This window comes from Rudanella paleaurantiibacter, assembly GCF_009184635.1.
Classification (GTDB): domain Bacteria; phylum Bacteroidota; class Bacteroidia; order Cytophagales; family Spirosomataceae; genus Rudanella; species Rudanella paleaurantiibacter.
In genome coordinates this window covers 506,128-520,046 of record NZ_WELI01000001.1, presented here as the reverse complement: position 1 = coordinate 520,046, position 13,919 = coordinate 506,128, and the positions used below count along the sequence as shown (strand labels likewise).

Here is a 13,919-nt window from a genome sequence, read left to right as displayed (position 1 = left end):
GTTTGTCTGTTTCCAGTCAACGCACCGAGTTACAGTGGTGAAGTATTTATATATTTGTTAGTTGTGACATATCACCGCCCCTAAATTGTTTGAGATGATAAGAGCTCAGGTTTTTATTGATAAGGACAGAATCGGTGAGGCAAATTTGAATGTTATAGACGAATATATGGGAGTATTGGGTGGTAGCATGACTGCCTCTCCAGAATACAAGAAATACCGAATGCGTGTTCAAGCGATAACTATATCTAAAGGCGGAGCTAATAGTGAAGTTTTTCCATTTAGTATTGTTATTGAAAATGGCGTAGTTCTGCAATCTATTGGAGGGGTCACATTAATTGACTCACCTCAGTTTGGCGAGTTCTACGTTGAAATTGCAGGTGTTGACCTTTTGAACCTTTAGCATCGAGTGAACTGGAAGACGCAGGAACTATCAGTTACGCAGAACCATGCCTCGCTAGAAATCATTGGTGTGACTGACCGAATGCACCCCACAAAATGTAAGCAGACGAATCACGGAACAGCCGCACTGCGGCAGGCACTTAACTGCCGTTAGGCAAAATACTATCTCGACAATTTGCTTTTAACCCATGAAAATTGAAAAACTCAAAATAGATCAAATTCAAGAGCTTTGTAGGGCGAACAAGGTAAAATCGTTGTTTGCTTTTGGCTCTGTGACCAGAGATGATTTTAACGAGGACTCTGACATTGATTTGGTCGTCGACATTGACGAGAAAGACCCATTTAGGTATACGGACTTGTATTTCAATTTAAAATCAAAATTAGAAGCCATTTTTAATAGACAAGTTGATCTACTGGAAGAAAGAGCTATAAAGAACAGGATCTTCAGACATGAACTTGACAACACTAAAGTGAAAATTTATGGATACTAAAATTCAGGTATGGCTTTTAGATATACATGCTTGCATTGACGAAATATTCGAATTTTTAGGCGATCGCAGAGATTTTATGGAGTACAAAAGCGATCTAAAAACAAAGAAAGCTGTCGAAAGAAACATCGAAATTATTGGTGAAGCAATGAGCCGAATTTTGAAACTCGATAGCAACTTCCCAATTGATAATGCGAAAAAGATAATCGGAACGCGTAACCGTATTATTCATGCGTATGACAACATTTCAGATGAAATAATCTGGACAATAGTTATACGAGATCTACCACTCCTGAAAAAACAAATCGAGGACCTAAATGCAGGACTTTGATACACTAATCCTAACAGCTCATTATCACCAATTGCCACAATACGCAAGCCATCCTAACCCCGCAAACCCATAATTTCACCCCCTTTAGCGAACTATTCCACACCAGAAATCCTTACTTTTGCATCTACACTTCTTCTTCAAAAAGCCGGACCGACCTCCGGCCTTTGTTTTTATTAGATAGTATATTTACTCTATAGAGAATTACTATTATGTCAATTGCCTTTTCGGACAACGTCAGTGCAGCCGCTCAACGCGACATTCTTGACCTCCAGAAGAAGATCAGTACCTTTTACAGCGGTCAGATGACCGACGAGCAGTTCCGTAAGTTCCGACTGGCTCGGGGCGTGTATGGACAACGGCAGCCCGGTGTGCAAATGATCCGCATTAAGCTCCCGTACGGACGCATCACGGCCGATCAGTTGATCCGCATCGCCGATGTTTCAGACCGGTACGCGACGGGCAACCTCCACGCTACTACCCGGCAGGATATTCAGTTGCACTTTGTCAAATTGGCGGACTCACCCCTGCTTTGGGCCGAACTCGAAGACGCAGGCATCACCCTGAAAGAAGCTTGCGGTAATACCGTACGGAACGTAACGGGATCGGCCCGCGCCGGTGTCGACCCTGAGGAGCCGTTCGATATTTCGCCCTACGCACAGGCTATTTTTGAGTACTTCCTCCGCAACCCGATTTGCCAGGAGATGGGCCGTAAATTCAAGATTTCGGTTTCGTCGTCGGAGAAAGATTCGGCCTATGGCTACATGCACGATATTGGCCTGATTGCGCGCGTACAAAATGGAGAGCGGGGCTTCAAAGTCCTGCTCGGTGGTGGCTTGGGGGCGCAGCCTTTCGCGGCCCAAACCGTTACCGAATTTATCGAAGAAGACCGCGCCATCCCGTTCATCGAAGCGGTTATCCGGGTATTCGACCGGTACGGCGAACGCACCAAGCGGCACAAGGCCCGGATGAAGTACCTGCTCAACGACATTGGTCTCGACGAGTTTCGGAACCGCATTGCCGAAGAGTGGCCCGCTCTCAAAAACAAAACGCTGGCGGTAGATACCACGGCCCCATCGAGCAGCGACCAGTACGCACCCCGCCCCGAGGTTTCGGGGTATCAGCTCGAAACCGAAGACACCCAACTGAAGCACTGGTTCCGTACCAACGTGTTTGAGCAGAAACAGGTCGGCTGGTACGGCGTGCAACTGCGCGTACAGGTAGGCGATATGTCGTCGGATACAGCACGGGCCTTAGCCGAATTGGTCAAAACCTACGCGGCCGACGATATTCGGGTGACCGTTAATCAGGGGTATCTGCTCCGGTTTGTGCGCCCCGAAGACCTACCAGCACTGTACGCCGGACTCGACGCCCTCGGGCTGGCAACACCCGGCTTTGATACTACGGCCGACATCACCACCTGCCCCGGTACCGATACCTGTAATCTGGCAATTTCGAGCAGCTACGGCATCACGCGGGCCCTCGAAACGATGATGCACGCCGAGTTTCCCGACATTATTTACAACAACGATATTAAGATCAAAATCAGCGGGTGCATGAACGGCTGCGGGCAGCACTCGGTGGCAAATATTGGTTTTCACGGCTCATCGGTGAAAAACGGCGCGGCCGTTATGCCCGCTTTGCAGGTGTTGCTCGGCGGTGGATTCAACGGAGCGGGCGAAGGCCAAATTGGCGATAAAGTCGTGAAGATTCCGACCAAACGCGGCCCCGACGCCCTGCGGCTTCTGTTGCAGGACTACGAGGCTAACAGCTTCGAGGGTGAGTACTTCAACGATTACTACGGACGGCAGGGTAAAAGTTATTTCTACGCCCTGCTCAAACCCCTGGCCGATCTGAAACTGGTTACAGCCAACGATTTCATCGACTGGGATCATACCGAACAATTCACCACCGAAGTAGGTGTGGGTGAGTGTGCCGGTGTGATGATCGACCTGGTAGCTACCACCCTGGAAGAAGCCGCTGAAAAGCTGACATGGGCCCATGAGGCACAAGCCGGAAACCGCCCGGCCGATGCTATCTATCATGCATACAACGTGTTTATCACGGGGGCCAAAGCCGCCCTGATGAGCCGCGACGTAAACACGAATACCCAACACGGTATTGTGGCCGACTTTGACCGGACGTTTGTTGGCGAAGACGGTTTCCACACGCTCGAAGGCGAGTTCAAAGCGTTGGTTTTCAGTATTAATAAGCAGGAACCCTCCGAAGCATTTGCCGCCGATTTTATTGCCAAAGCTGAACAATTCCGGGAGGCTGTGTTAGCGTATCGCGAGCGTCAGATTGCCCTCGAAGGCATGCCGCAGTTGCAGGAGCTGGTACAGGCGCAGGATAGTTAATTCGCTCATGATGAAATTGACACTCGTAGGCGCTGGACCCGGCGACCCCGAACTGATTACATTAAAAGCCGTGCGGGCTTTGCAGGAAGCCGATGTCGTGATGTACGATGCACTGGTAGCCCCCGAACTGCTCGATTATTGCCGCCCCGATGCCCTTCAGGTGTACGTGGGTAAGCGCAAGGGGGCTTACTCGTGTATGCAGGAAGACATCAACCCGCTTATCGTGCATTATGCCCAGCGATACGGTCATGTGGTTCGGCTCAAAGGGGGCGACCCGTTTGTGTTCGGGCGCGGCTACGAAGAAGCGCAGTTTGCCCGGCAACACGGGCTGGAGGTGGCGTTGGTGCCCGGAATTTCGAGTAGCTACGCCGTGCCCTCGTCGGCAGGAGTACCGCTCACAAGCCGGGGTGTATCTGAAAGCTTTTGGGTCGTAACGGGGACTACGAAGGATGGTCAACTTTCGCGCGATCTGCACCTGGCAGCTCAGTCATCGGCTACGGTTGTTGTGCTGATGGGTATGCATCAGCTCCCCAAAATCACCGAACTGTTTACGAGCGTTGGCAAAAGCGATTTGCCCGTAGCCATTATCCAGAACGGCACTACCGCCGACGAGCGGGTTGTACTGGGGCGGGTTTCGACCATTCGCGAGCGGGTCGAAGCGGCCGGTGTTGGTAATCCTGCCGTTATTGTGCTGGGCGAGGTAGCCGGGCTTCCGCTCGCCGACTGGCAAAACCGAATCGAGACGCTGAGCGTACCGGGTGATCAGCCCGCGTAGAAGAACTTCTAACTCTCCATACAATAACGTGAGTTATGGATAATGCGCACTGTACAACCCCTGTCATACAAGTAGTTGCTGACGCAAGGGCCTTCGACAGGCTCAGGCTGACTGGGGGCTCTCAAGACGAATGTCAGCCTGAGCTTGTCGAAGGCCCTTGCGTCAGCCATTATGCATAATTCACGTTAAAATAAAGCCCTGTAGCACGCTGCTACAGGGCTTCTTCTATTCTAGACCCTTTCAGGACATTCGGACGTTAGACTTACTACCTTTATAGAGGGAGGTCTAACGTCTAGTGTCCAACATCTAATGTCCAGTACTGAGCTACACCCTGATAGGTTAATAAAAAATCTTGTTCAGGTAATTGATCATTTTGTCGAGCGCGGGCGGGGCGTCTTTAGCGAAACTGATACCCAGAAACTGATTCGAGCCTGAGTCCAGAAATGCGTGTGGGCGTCCTTCGTGCACCCAATACTCCAGATTGGTATGGCCTGCTTCCTTCAGTTTACCCATAAACGCTTCAATCGAGGCCGGGGTAGTCAGGTTATCGTTCGAACCCACCGTAAACAGCATGGGCGGTAATTTGCGCTCACTCGCTTTCGGAATCAGGTACAGGGGCGACACCTGCTTGTACAACGCCGGTTGGGCGCTGGCATCGACGCCCTCGCCAAACATACCTCTGGCTTTAGCCTTGGCCATGGCCCAGAACATATTCCCCTCTTTTTCGAAACCTCCCAGGGCGCTGCCGTACAGATCGAACGCGCCGTAGCTGATTAGGGCGGCCTGTACGGCCAATCCGTTGGCTTTGGCTACCTGCTCGGCTGTTTTGCCTTTGGGCAGGTACGTCGGTCGGAAACCGAGCGTTGACCCCGCAAACCCGTCGGATTCGAGATTATGGCCCTGCATCACAACCATGGTTGCCAAATGCCCCCCGGCGCTATCGCCCGTTACAATCAGTTGACCCGGATTGCCTTTATACTGCCCGATGTTGTCTTTCACCCACAGAACCGCCCCAAACACATCCTCCACAATCTCGTTCATCTTTACGGTATTGCTCCCATCAGGCAGCAACCGGTAGTTCACATTACACACCACGTATTCCGAATGGCTCGCCAGGTAGGCCGCAGCTTCGTTCATGATGCTTTTGTTGTTAATGAGCCAGCCCCCGCCATGAATCATTACAATGACCGGGTAGCTTTTCTTACCCGTGTTGGGGGTGTAGATGTCCATGGTCAGGTCGAAACCTTTGGGCGAGGCCCATACCACGTCGCTCGCTTTGGTGAAGCGTTCCTGAACACTAACTTGCTGGCTGGGTTTTGTCTCCACCGGTCCCCCACCGTCCACCGATAGCAACGAAGCGGCCATGAGGGAGCAAAGAAGTAATTTCATGTATCTGACAAATAAAGAGTTATAGATGCGGAGTTGCCCCAGTAAACTTATGGAAGGCACCGGGCAAACCCTTTACGTCAAAAGTACGTAAAGATTCGCGTAAACCAGAACGATTACCCATTCATGAAAATTGGTATTGCTCAACTTAGCCCGCTCCGGGGCGATGTAGCCTACAACCTACAGGTTCATCAAAGCCTGACCGAGCAGGCCGTAGCGGCTGGCGTTTCGGCCCTATTTTTCCCCGAATTGTCGCTCACAGGCTACGAACCCGAATTGGCTCATTTGCTGGCTACCTCGCCCCAGGACTCCCTGTTTGACCCATTACAAACCCTTAGCGACCGGGGTCAAATAACGCTTGGCGTGGGTATGCCGCTCCGAACCGGGGCAGGCGTTCAGATTGGCATGATTTTACTCAGTCCGGGCGAGCCGAGGCAGGTTTACGCCAAACAGTACCTTCACCCCGACGAGTACCCTTACTTCGTGGCCGGTACCGAGCCGGGTTTACTCAACGTACAGGGCACCAACATTGCCTTAGCCATTTGCTACGAACTATCAATTCCGGGGCACCCACAACGTGCTTATCAGGACGGAGCCAACTTGTACGTGGCCAGCGTAGCCAAATCGGCTGAAGGCGCTGAAAAGGCCGCGATGGCCCTCTCGGCCATTGCCAATGCCTACGCCATGCCCGTGCTGATGGCCAACAGCGTAGGCCCCTGCGACAATTTCGTAGCCGCCGGGCAATCGGGCGTATGGAATGCGGAGGGCACGCTGTTGGCCCAACTGGATACCACCACCGAGGGGATTTTGATCTACGATACCCAGAGTGAGACCGCCTACGCAAACAAAAACCCCTGAAGACGATGAGTCCTCAGGGGCCATACAGAGTGAGTCGGGATGCATTATCCCTGCACGAACGAGATTACAGCCTCTGCTGTCATTTTCTGTTGCTCACCCGTCAGCATATTTTTCACGGCCAGTTGACCGGTCTGCACTTCTTCTGACCCAATCAGGACCACGTACGGAATCCGTTTGGCGTTGGCATAATCGAGCATCTTCTTCACCTTAGCCAAATCCGGGTACATTTCGGCAGATACCCCAGCCCGACGAAGCGCATTGAGCAGCGGCAACGCCACCGAACGGCCCTCGGCATCGAAAGGCACGAGTAATACGGTTGTGCCCTGTCCGGCATCGGCAGGAAAGAGGCTTAGCTCTTCCATCACGTCGTAGATCCGGTCGACACCGAACGAAATGCCCACGCCCGACAGCCGCTCCGAGGTACCGAACGCACTCGTGAGGTTATCATAACGCCCTCCCCCACTGATGCTACCAATGCTAACCCCCAGTGCCTTTACTTCAAAAATGGCCCCGGTATAGTATGACAACCCACGCGCCAAGGTCACGTCGAGTTCGATTTGCGGATTTTCCAGACCATACTGCGCTACCAACCGAAGGGTCTCTTCGAGTTCGGCAATACCTTTCTGAGCCGTTTCGGACTGGGTGAGCCAGCTTTTGAGCTTATTCAGCACTTCTTCGGTGGTGCCCTGCATGGTAAACATGGGCAGCAAGGCCGTTATGGCACTTTCGGCAAAGCCCCGGTCGCGGAGCTCGTCGAGTACTTTTTCCTGCCCAATTTTATCCAGCTTGTCGATGGCTACGGCCAGGGCACCTTCCATACCCGGTGCGCCAATGGCCTCGGCAATACCGGTCAGAATCTTGCGGTTGTTTACTTTCAGGGCGAAGTTCTGAATACCGAGGTTTCGCATCACCTCATGCACCATCAGCACAATTTCGGCCTCACAGAGCAACGAGTCGGTACCCACCACATCGGCATCGCACTGGTAAAACTCCCGGTAGCGGCCTTTCTGCGGGCGGTCGGCGCGCCATACGGGCTGCATCTGATACCGCTTGAAGGGCAGTGCCAGCGCGTGACGGTTCATCACCACGTAGCGAGCAAAAGGTACCGTAAGATCATACCGAAGCCCTTTTTCGGCTATTTTAGGCAGCACGGCTTTGGAGCCGGTTGCGAGTACTTCGGGCGCAATCGAGGCCGCAAAATCGCCCGAATTCAGAATTTTAAACAACAGTTGGTCGCCCTCGTCGCCGTACTTCCCTGTCAGCGTCGACAGGTTTTCCATAGCGGGGGTTTCGAGCGGCAAAAAACCGAATCGCTTGAACGTAGCCCGGATGGTATCGAATATAAACAGCCGTTTGCTCATCTGCTCCGGCCCAAAGTCGCGTGTTCCTTTGACAAGTGATGGTTTCATGCCGCAAAGGTACAACAGGATTCTTACCTACCTTGGCCAGAGAAGGCTTCAAACGCCAACAGGACTCAACTTCGTTTGCACTCCCGAAGGGCCTACCTTCCTCATAACCAAACAAAATCCCCCGGAGGCTGTCATGCTATCTAAAAAATGCTTACTTTTGCGCTCTATTTTCAGAAACTGACAAAATATAATTTATACGCGATCATGGCAGTAACGGAATTAAAGCGTAAGGACCGCAAGAACAAGGCCCGCGCTAACAACAAGGTGGCAAAGATCAAAGAATTGCTGCGTCGGCCCGAAATCCGCAACGTGGACGTAGAGGCTATCAAGGCTTCATTTGCTGAGAAGAAAGCTGCGTAAGCCCTTCTTAATCAATACGAGCACAAAAAAGACGACCTCAATGGGGTCGTCTTTTTTGTGCTTGTGCTACAACGGGGACTGGTTCAAACAGATGTCTACGCACCTGACGGACTCTTACGCTTAGGGCGAAGCGAACGGGCCTTTTTCTTGATTTCCCGGCGTACAATCCGGCGGGTGTCCATCATGACCCGGAACCGGATAGCCTGCCCCAGCAAACATAAGCCGCCGTTGATCAGGATGAGGCTGTACGTCCCCAGCAATACCCATTGTCCCGTAGGCTGCCCCGAGTGTTTGAGATGAGCTGCTTCACTAAAAATACACAAGCCAGCCCCGATCAAGAGTAAGCTCACCACCGATAGCAACAGCCATTTGGTGCGCGTACTCATTCGCTTTATCACTCGCTTGCCGGGCGGTTTTACGGGGCCACTGATTGTCATTGCCTATTTATGTTAAAGGAATGTATAATGAACAGTGCACAATGGATAATGGCTCGTCCTATTGATTATCAATCGGTTCACTATTCATTTTACATTGTTCATTTCATTTTGACTCAGTACTTAAGTAAATATACAACGTAAAACGCAGAATGAGTAATTAGGTTACCTGCTAACAGTCAGCCCTTTCGTTGTACATTTTACACTGTTCATTATACATTTAATTCTGCTCTACTACTTACAAACTCAAAACTACAAACTGCTTGCCAAATCAGGAGGGATATTCTACATCCACCCCTGTCTCGCGAAAATCTTTGGGTTCCCGCCAACGCTTCCAGCCTTCCTGAAGGAACCCGGTGCCGTAGCCCGTAAGTTGCACAAAGGCCGCTACTACACTAAGCAATCCCACATTGAGGCTACCCGCCTGCCGCGCTCCATCAATGCCTATCAGTACGGAATATACAACCAAAAAGGCGATGGCGCAAACAAAGAGCACCGGGCTCACCAACGCCCACACGGGAACCGAGACCAGAAACAAGGTAAACAAAGCCGGAAATGTATGTACCAGTTTCAGCTCGGCGGGGTAGAACCGGGAGATATTGATCCGCGACCGACCGAAAAACTGGAGTTGCCGGAAAAACTGCCGAAAACTTGTCCGCCGTTTGTGGTAGATGAAGGCATCGGCGATAAGGCCCGTCCGAAAACCCGTTTCGATAATTCGGATGGCAAACTCAATGTCCTCCCCCATTCGGCTGATTTTGTAGCCTCCAATTTTCTCCCAAACCCGGCGCGACAGCCCCATGTTGAAGCTACGTGGGTGAAACGTACCTCCCAGATTTTTTTTGCTTCCCCGAATCCCGCCCGTCGTGAAAGGCGATGTCATCGAGTAGCTGATAGCTTTCTGCACATCGGTAAAGTCGGGGTGGGCCGCATCGGGGCCACCGTAGGCATCGAGCGGGTCTTTCTGCAGATGGGCTTCAACCGTTTCGAAGTAATGCGGGGGAATGATGGCGTCGGAGTCGAAAATAACGAAATAATCACCCGTGGCCCGCTCAAACCCGTAATTCCGGGCAAACCCCTGACCGGAGTTCGGTTTGTAGAAATACCGAACCGGCAAGCGGTCTGCAAACTCGGCGACCACCCCATCCGACCGATTCGTCGACCCGTCTTCTACCACCAATACCTCATCGGGTAACCGGGTCTGTTGGGTCAGACTGTCCAACAGTTCACGTAACTCGTCGGGGCGGTTGTAGATGGGAACGATGACAGAGAATAACATGGGAAGGAGAACGGGATCAGAAATGGCACGCGAATGACACAGATGGCACAGATCTACGCAGATATAGATTAAACAACAGGCTACTCCGTAACCGAAAACTACTTGTAAGTCAATTAAACTATTCTGTACTATTGCACTACAACAACCCCACAAGAAGCATGAATATAGCTGTGCAAACACCCACCGATCAGCTTATTAGGTGTTTTTATAAAGTCTACAATGCTCTCGGTTATGGCTTTCTGGAGCGTGTTTATGAAAAAGCCCTGATACTTGAGCTTCAACGATCGGGGTTCGTCTGCATTAGTCAGGCTCCCATCAGCGTGTATTATGAACAAGAGTTAGTGGGCGAATATTTTGCCGATATTCTGGTCAATGACGAAATCATTTTGGAATTGAAAGCTGTGTCGACACTCACGAATGAGCACGAAGCACAGCTTATCAATTACCTAAAAGCAACACCGATTGAACTTGGCTTCCTTTTCAATTTTGGCCCTAAACCCGAATTCAAGCGAAAAGTCTTTTCAAACCTGAACAAGAATTTATTTTAGCTGAACCTCCAAAATTCCACACGGTTCAGCGGAAATCAAAATCCGTGTTCATCAGCCCGATCAGCGGCATCCGCGTTCCATTTACATCTCTGCTGCTTCTATCAGGCTTTCTTCATTGGCCTGGATAACCTGCTCAATCAGTTCGTCGGTAAGGGCTACCGATACAAACAGACTCTCGAACTGCGACGGGGCCAGATAAACACCCCGCTTCAGCATGGCGTGGAAATAACGGCCAAACCGGGGAACGTCGCAGGTTTTAGCCGTTTCGAAGTCCGTCACGGTTTTATCGGTCATAAACTGCGTAAACATTGACCCAATCTGATTGATCGTGTACGGCAGCCCAAGCTTGGTCAGGCTGGCCTGGAAGCCGGTTGCCAGCTTATTACCAATTTCATCCAGCCGCGTGTACACTTCGGGGTGATCGTTGAGGTAGTGCAACATGGCCAAGCCCGCCGACATAGCAATGGGGTTGCCCGAGAGCGTACCGGCCTGATACACCGGCCCGGCTGGCGATACCATATTCATGATGTCGGCCCGACCACCGTATGCACCCACGGGCATACCACCCCCGATGATTTTACCCATCGTGGTCAGGTCGGGTGTAATACCAAACCGCTGCTGCGCCCCGCCCGGTGCCAACCGGAAACCAGTCATCACCTCATCGAAGATAAGGACAATCTCATGCTTGGTACACAGCTCACGTAGCCCTTCGAGGAAACCTGGCTCGGGCAATACGCAGCCCATATTACCCACCACCGGCTCCAGAATCAGAGCCGCAATCTGGTTGGTGTTGTTCTCAATGAGAGCCTCAACAGCAGCCAGATCGTTGTAGGGAGCCGTAAGGGTGTCAAGTGCGGTGGCTTTGGTCACACCGGGGCTGTCGGGAGTGCCCATGGTCATGGCCCCACTACCAGCCGCAATCAGGAACGAGTCGCCGTGGCCGTGGTAGCACCCTTCAAACTTGATGATCTTGTCGCGGCCTGTAAATCCACGCGCCACCCGAATAGCGGCCATGGTGGCTTCTGTACCCGAATTTACCATCCGAACCTTCTCGACCGACGGTACCATCGACACAATCAGTTCGGCCATTTCGACCTCTTTACGGGTAGGAGCCCCGAACGAGAACGAATGACCAATGGCATCGCGCACGGCTTTCTCAACCGGCTCGAAGGCATGCCCCAGCACCATCGGGCCCCAGGAATTGATGAGTTCTATATACTGACGGTCGTCTTCGTCGTAGATGTACGGCCCTTTTGCCGACTTGATGAATAACGGATGGCCACCTACGGCCCGAAACGCCCGCACCGGTGAGTTGACCCCACCCGGAATTACGGTCTTAGCCTGTTCAAAAAGTTGTTCGCTGATAGTCATAATGGGTATTCTACGTAGAAACGCAATATGTTGCGTCTCTGCTCAACAATAGGTTGCACAAGAGTGAGACGCAAAATGTTGCGTCTCTACGCTAATTAATTTTCGTAAACCGGCCCCCAACGTATTTAACAATCGGGACAATCTGATTTTCGTTGTTCTTGGTGTAGTCGAAACCCGACATCACATAATCTTCACCGGGCTCAGTGCGGAGAGTTGCCCAGTTTTTGAGCGGAAGCCCCCGGCGGGCAATCTGCCGCCCGAAGAATAGCAATTGATCGTATCCCTGACAGGCATAAACCGATGGGATAATGTTGCGCTCGGCGAGGTACTTTTTCTGAAACTCCTCAGCAGCCGGGCGATCAGGGTCAATAAACTCAGGGTAAATGAGGTACGTTTCCCGCCGGGCAAACACTGCACTGGAGCTTTTGTAAAAGTCAAACGCCGAGGCTGTAGCCAGCAAAGGGCTACTTACTTTCCGTCGGCTCAGCGCATCGGACAGGTTCGAGCCATCCTCATCGTTGCTACTTACGAAAAACACATGACCCGGCTTATTCACGTCCGAAATGGTCATACCGGCCGCCATAGCCACCCCGTTACCCGTTAATTTTCGGAATTCCATAACCTGATAGCCCGCTTTTTTGGCATCGGTCTGGTATGTAGCCGCCAGAGTTGAATCCCGACGGGAGGCCCCGTAATAAATGGCCACTTTTTTAGGCACCCCCAGCGACTTTACAAACGCCAGTGCCTGCTCGGCCTGTTGCCCCAACGAAGCCTGCGCCAGAAACGCCGAGGGCTGATTGGTCACCAGCTCGCTACTGGTGGCAATCGGGTTGACCAGCACAAGCCCGTTCTGATTCGTAAAATCGCGAACCAGCCGGTTAGGCTCGGCGTAGAGCGGACCAAACACCAGATCAGTCTGGGCAAATGTGGGGTTGTTGAGTAATTCGAGGGTCTTATCCTCGTTGTTGTCAATATCGTAGGCAAACAGATTCACGGTTACGCCTTCCGATTGCAGCTTGGCTTTCGCCATTTTCATGCCATCGTACAGATCGTACACGTACTGATTGGCCCGTAGTCGTTTTTCGGCATCGAACCCATCTACCCGAAACGGAAACAGAACCGCCACATTGTAATACCCTTTGGCCTTGCCTGTACGGGTGGGCGTGGCTCTGACAGGTGCAGCCGACCCGGCCGACTGCCCCGGCGTGGGCGCGGGAACGCCAAACCGATTCGAAAGCCGGTCGGACAGTTCGAGGTCGTTTTTATCGGTCGATTTTTGCTGAATTAGTTCAACCAGTGCCAGGCCCAGGTTCCGGTTATCGGGGTACTGCCGTTGTAAGACTTTAAGCCGGTTCAGGTCGGTAATCTGGCTATAGAAATGCCGTTCCAGCTGGTCAACATCAGCGCGAAGTTCAGGGGTATTGGCTTTCCGAACCGTCTGAATAGCTTCATCGAGTTTACCGGTTTCAAACAGAGCAGACGCCAGCAGATAGTTGGCATCTTCTTTCTTGCGCCAGTCAGGAAATTTATCGAGCAACTGCCGTACCGTGAGAACCGTAGCGCCAAAATTCCGCTGCCGAAACGAGGCAATCGCGTGGTGATAGTACGCAAACGGCGACAGCGCCGTGCCACGCTGCATAATGGGTTGCAACTCTGTTTTGGCTTTTTCGTAATCGCCTAACTGCACCATTTTAACAGCCGCCCGGTATCGGCGCTCAACCTCGGGGTTAAGCTGCGCCCACAGATTGGCGTGTGTAAGCAACAAAGCCAGTATCAGGGGTAGTACCGGGCTTTTTATCCTTCTAACATCCTTCATTGTTTTATAACCAGTACGTTACTTATGGGTTTTGCTTCAACAAAGAACTTATCTCCTGAACAAATAAAAGCAACGCCTGTCAATGACGTTGCTTTTATTTTAGAGTACGGG

14 protein-coding genes are annotated in these 13,919 nt (G+C 51.8%); 8 read left to right on the top strand and 6 right to left on the bottom strand.

The window, feature by feature from the left end; genetic code table 11:
• Window positions 1-85 precede the first annotated feature (85 nt).
• The 5 genes from F5984_RS02255 (at window position 86) to cobA (ending at window position 4,347) form a co-directional block, all read left to right on the top strand.
• Window positions 86-400, top strand: a complete 315-nt coding sequence (locus tag F5984_RS02255) for a hypothetical protein (protein ID WP_152122394.1) — start codon at window positions 86-88, stop codon at window positions 398-400.
• A gap of 187 nt (window positions 401-587) precedes the next feature.
• A complete protein-coding gene (locus F5984_RS02250; protein ID WP_152122392.1) occupies window positions 588-890 on the top strand; it encodes a nucleotidyltransferase family protein in 303 nt (100 codons plus the stop codon).
• Window positions 880-1,218: a HepT-like ribonuclease domain-containing protein gene (locus tag F5984_RS02245; RefSeq protein WP_152122390.1), complete on the top strand. Its 339-nt coding sequence runs from the start codon at window positions 880-882 to the stop codon at window positions 1,216-1,218. Before F5984_RS02250 ends, F5984_RS02245 begins: the two co-directional genes overlap by 11 nt.
• 209 nt (window positions 1,219-1,427) lie before the next feature.
• Window positions 1,428-3,572 carry a nitrite/sulfite reductase gene (locus F5984_RS02240; protein ID WP_152122387.1) on the top strand — a complete coding sequence of 715 codons (2,145 nt, stop codon included), beginning with the start codon at window positions 1,428-1,430 and terminating at the stop codon, window positions 3,570-3,572.
• A gap of 10 nt (window positions 3,573-3,582) precedes the next feature.
• Window positions 3,583-4,347, top strand: a complete 765-nt coding sequence (gene cobA, locus F5984_RS02235; protein ID WP_152122385.1) for a uroporphyrinogen-III C-methyltransferase — start codon at window positions 3,583-3,585, stop codon at window positions 4,345-4,347.
• Window positions 4,348-4,686: 339 nt separating this feature from the next.
• On the opposite strand, the gene F5984_RS02230 is transcribed toward cobA, so the two are convergent.
• A complete protein-coding gene (locus tag F5984_RS02230; RefSeq protein WP_246168774.1) occupies window positions 4,687-5,736 on the bottom strand; it encodes an alpha/beta hydrolase in 1,050 nt (349 codons plus the stop codon).
• Window positions 5,737-5,859: 123 nt separating this feature from the next.
• Between F5984_RS02230 and F5984_RS02225 the strand changes: the two genes are divergently transcribed.
• Window positions 5,860-6,591, top strand: a complete 732-nt coding sequence (locus F5984_RS02225) for a carbon-nitrogen hydrolase family protein (RefSeq protein ID WP_152122383.1) — start codon at window positions 5,860-5,862, stop codon at window positions 6,589-6,591.
• Window positions 6,592-6,635: 44 nt separating this feature from the next.
• Here the strand turns inward: F5984_RS02225 and hisS are convergent, their stop codons facing one another.
• Window positions 6,636-8,000: a histidine--tRNA ligase gene (gene hisS, locus F5984_RS02220; RefSeq protein WP_152122381.1), complete on the bottom strand. Its 1,365-nt coding sequence runs from the start codon at window positions 7,998-8,000 to the stop codon at window positions 6,636-6,638.
• A gap of 204 nt (window positions 8,001-8,204) precedes the next feature.
• On the opposite strand from hisS, the gene F5984_RS26490 reads away from it, so the two are divergent.
• The gene (locus F5984_RS26490) at window positions 8,205-8,360 is read left to right on the top strand and encodes a hypothetical protein (RefSeq protein WP_169578031.1); all 156 of its coding nucleotides are present in this window, start codon (window positions 8,205-8,207) and stop codon (window positions 8,358-8,360) included.
• A 95-nt stretch (window positions 8,361-8,455) separates the two neighbouring features.
• Here the strand turns inward: F5984_RS26490 and F5984_RS02215 are convergent, their stop codons facing one another.
• Both F5984_RS02215 and F5984_RS02210 read right to left on the bottom strand, forming a co-directional pair.
• Window positions 8,456-8,746: a hypothetical protein gene (locus F5984_RS02215; protein WP_246168773.1), complete on the bottom strand. Its 291-nt coding sequence runs from the start codon at window positions 8,744-8,746 to the stop codon at window positions 8,456-8,458.
• A 319-nt stretch (window positions 8,747-9,065) separates the two neighbouring features.
• On the bottom strand, window positions 9,066-10,073 hold the full coding sequence (locus F5984_RS02210; protein ID WP_152122377.1) for a glycosyltransferase: 1,008 nt from the start codon (window positions 10,071-10,073) through the stop codon (window positions 9,066-9,068).
• A 158-nt stretch (window positions 10,074-10,231) separates the two neighbouring features.
• On the opposite strand from F5984_RS02210, the gene F5984_RS02205 reads away from it, so the two are divergent.
• Complete coding sequence (locus tag F5984_RS02205) at window positions 10,232-10,621, top strand: GxxExxY protein (protein WP_152122374.1); 390 nt, start codon at window positions 10,232-10,234, stop codon at window positions 10,619-10,621.
• A gap of 81 nt (window positions 10,622-10,702) precedes the next feature.
• Here the strand turns inward: F5984_RS02205 and hemL are convergent, their stop codons facing one another.
• Both hemL and F5984_RS02195 read right to left on the bottom strand, forming a co-directional pair.
• On the bottom strand, window positions 10,703-11,992 hold the full coding sequence (hemL, locus tag F5984_RS02200; RefSeq protein WP_152122372.1) for a glutamate-1-semialdehyde 2,1-aminomutase: 1,290 nt from the start codon (window positions 11,990-11,992) through the stop codon (window positions 10,703-10,705).
• A 91-nt stretch (window positions 11,993-12,083) separates the two neighbouring features.
• Window positions 12,084-13,808, bottom strand: coding sequence for an ABC transporter substrate-binding protein (locus tag F5984_RS02195; RefSeq protein WP_246168772.1), 1,725 nt, complete (start codon window positions 13,806-13,808; stop codon window positions 12,084-12,086).
• Between the last annotated feature and the right edge of the window lie 111 nt (window positions 13,809-13,919).

Excerpts from the sequence above, each read along its gene's own strand:
- F5984_RS02250 (WP_152122392.1), top strand. The coding sequence starts at position 588 with ATGAAAATTGAAAAACTCAAAATAGATCAAATTCAAGAGCTTTGTAGG.
- F5984_RS02245 (WP_152122390.1), top strand. The coding sequence starts at position 880 with ATGGATACTAAAATTCAGGTATGGCTTTTAGATATACATGCTTGCATT.
- F5984_RS02240 (WP_152122387.1), top strand. The coding sequence starts at position 1,428 with ATGTCAATTGCCTTTTCGGACAACGTCAGTGCAGCCGCTCAACGCGAC.
- cobA (WP_152122385.1), top strand. The coding sequence starts at position 3,583 with ATGAAATTGACACTCGTAGGCGCTGGACCCGGCGACCCCGAACTGATT.
- F5984_RS02230 (WP_246168774.1), bottom strand. The coding sequence starts at position 5,736 with ATGAAATTACTTCTTTGCTCCCTCATGGCCGCTTCGTTGCTATCGGTG.
- F5984_RS02225 (WP_152122383.1), top strand. The coding sequence starts at position 5,860 with ATGAAAATTGGTATTGCTCAACTTAGCCCGCTCCGGGGCGATGTAGCC.
- hisS (WP_152122381.1), bottom strand. The coding sequence starts at position 8,000 with ATGAAACCATCACTTGTCAAAGGAACACGCGACTTTGGGCCGGAGCAG.
- F5984_RS26490 (WP_169578031.1), top strand. The coding sequence starts at position 8,205 with ATGGCAGTAACGGAATTAAAGCGTAAGGACCGCAAGAACAAGGCCCGC.
- F5984_RS02215 (WP_246168773.1), bottom strand. The coding sequence starts at position 8,746 with ATGAGTACGCGCACCAAATGGCTGTTGCTATCGGTGGTGAGCTTACTC.
- F5984_RS02210 (WP_152122377.1), bottom strand. The coding sequence starts at position 10,073 with ATGTTATTCTCTGTCATCGTTCCCATCTACAACCGCCCCGACGAGTTA.
- F5984_RS02205 (WP_152122374.1), top strand. The coding sequence starts at position 10,232 with ATGAATATAGCTGTGCAAACACCCACCGATCAGCTTATTAGGTGTTTT.
- hemL (WP_152122372.1), bottom strand. The coding sequence starts at position 11,992 with ATGACTATCAGCGAACAACTTTTTGAACAGGCTAAGACCGTAATTCCG.
- F5984_RS02195 (WP_246168772.1), bottom strand. The coding sequence starts at position 13,808 with ATGAAGGATGTTAGAAGGATAAAAAGCCCGGTACTACCCCTGATACTG.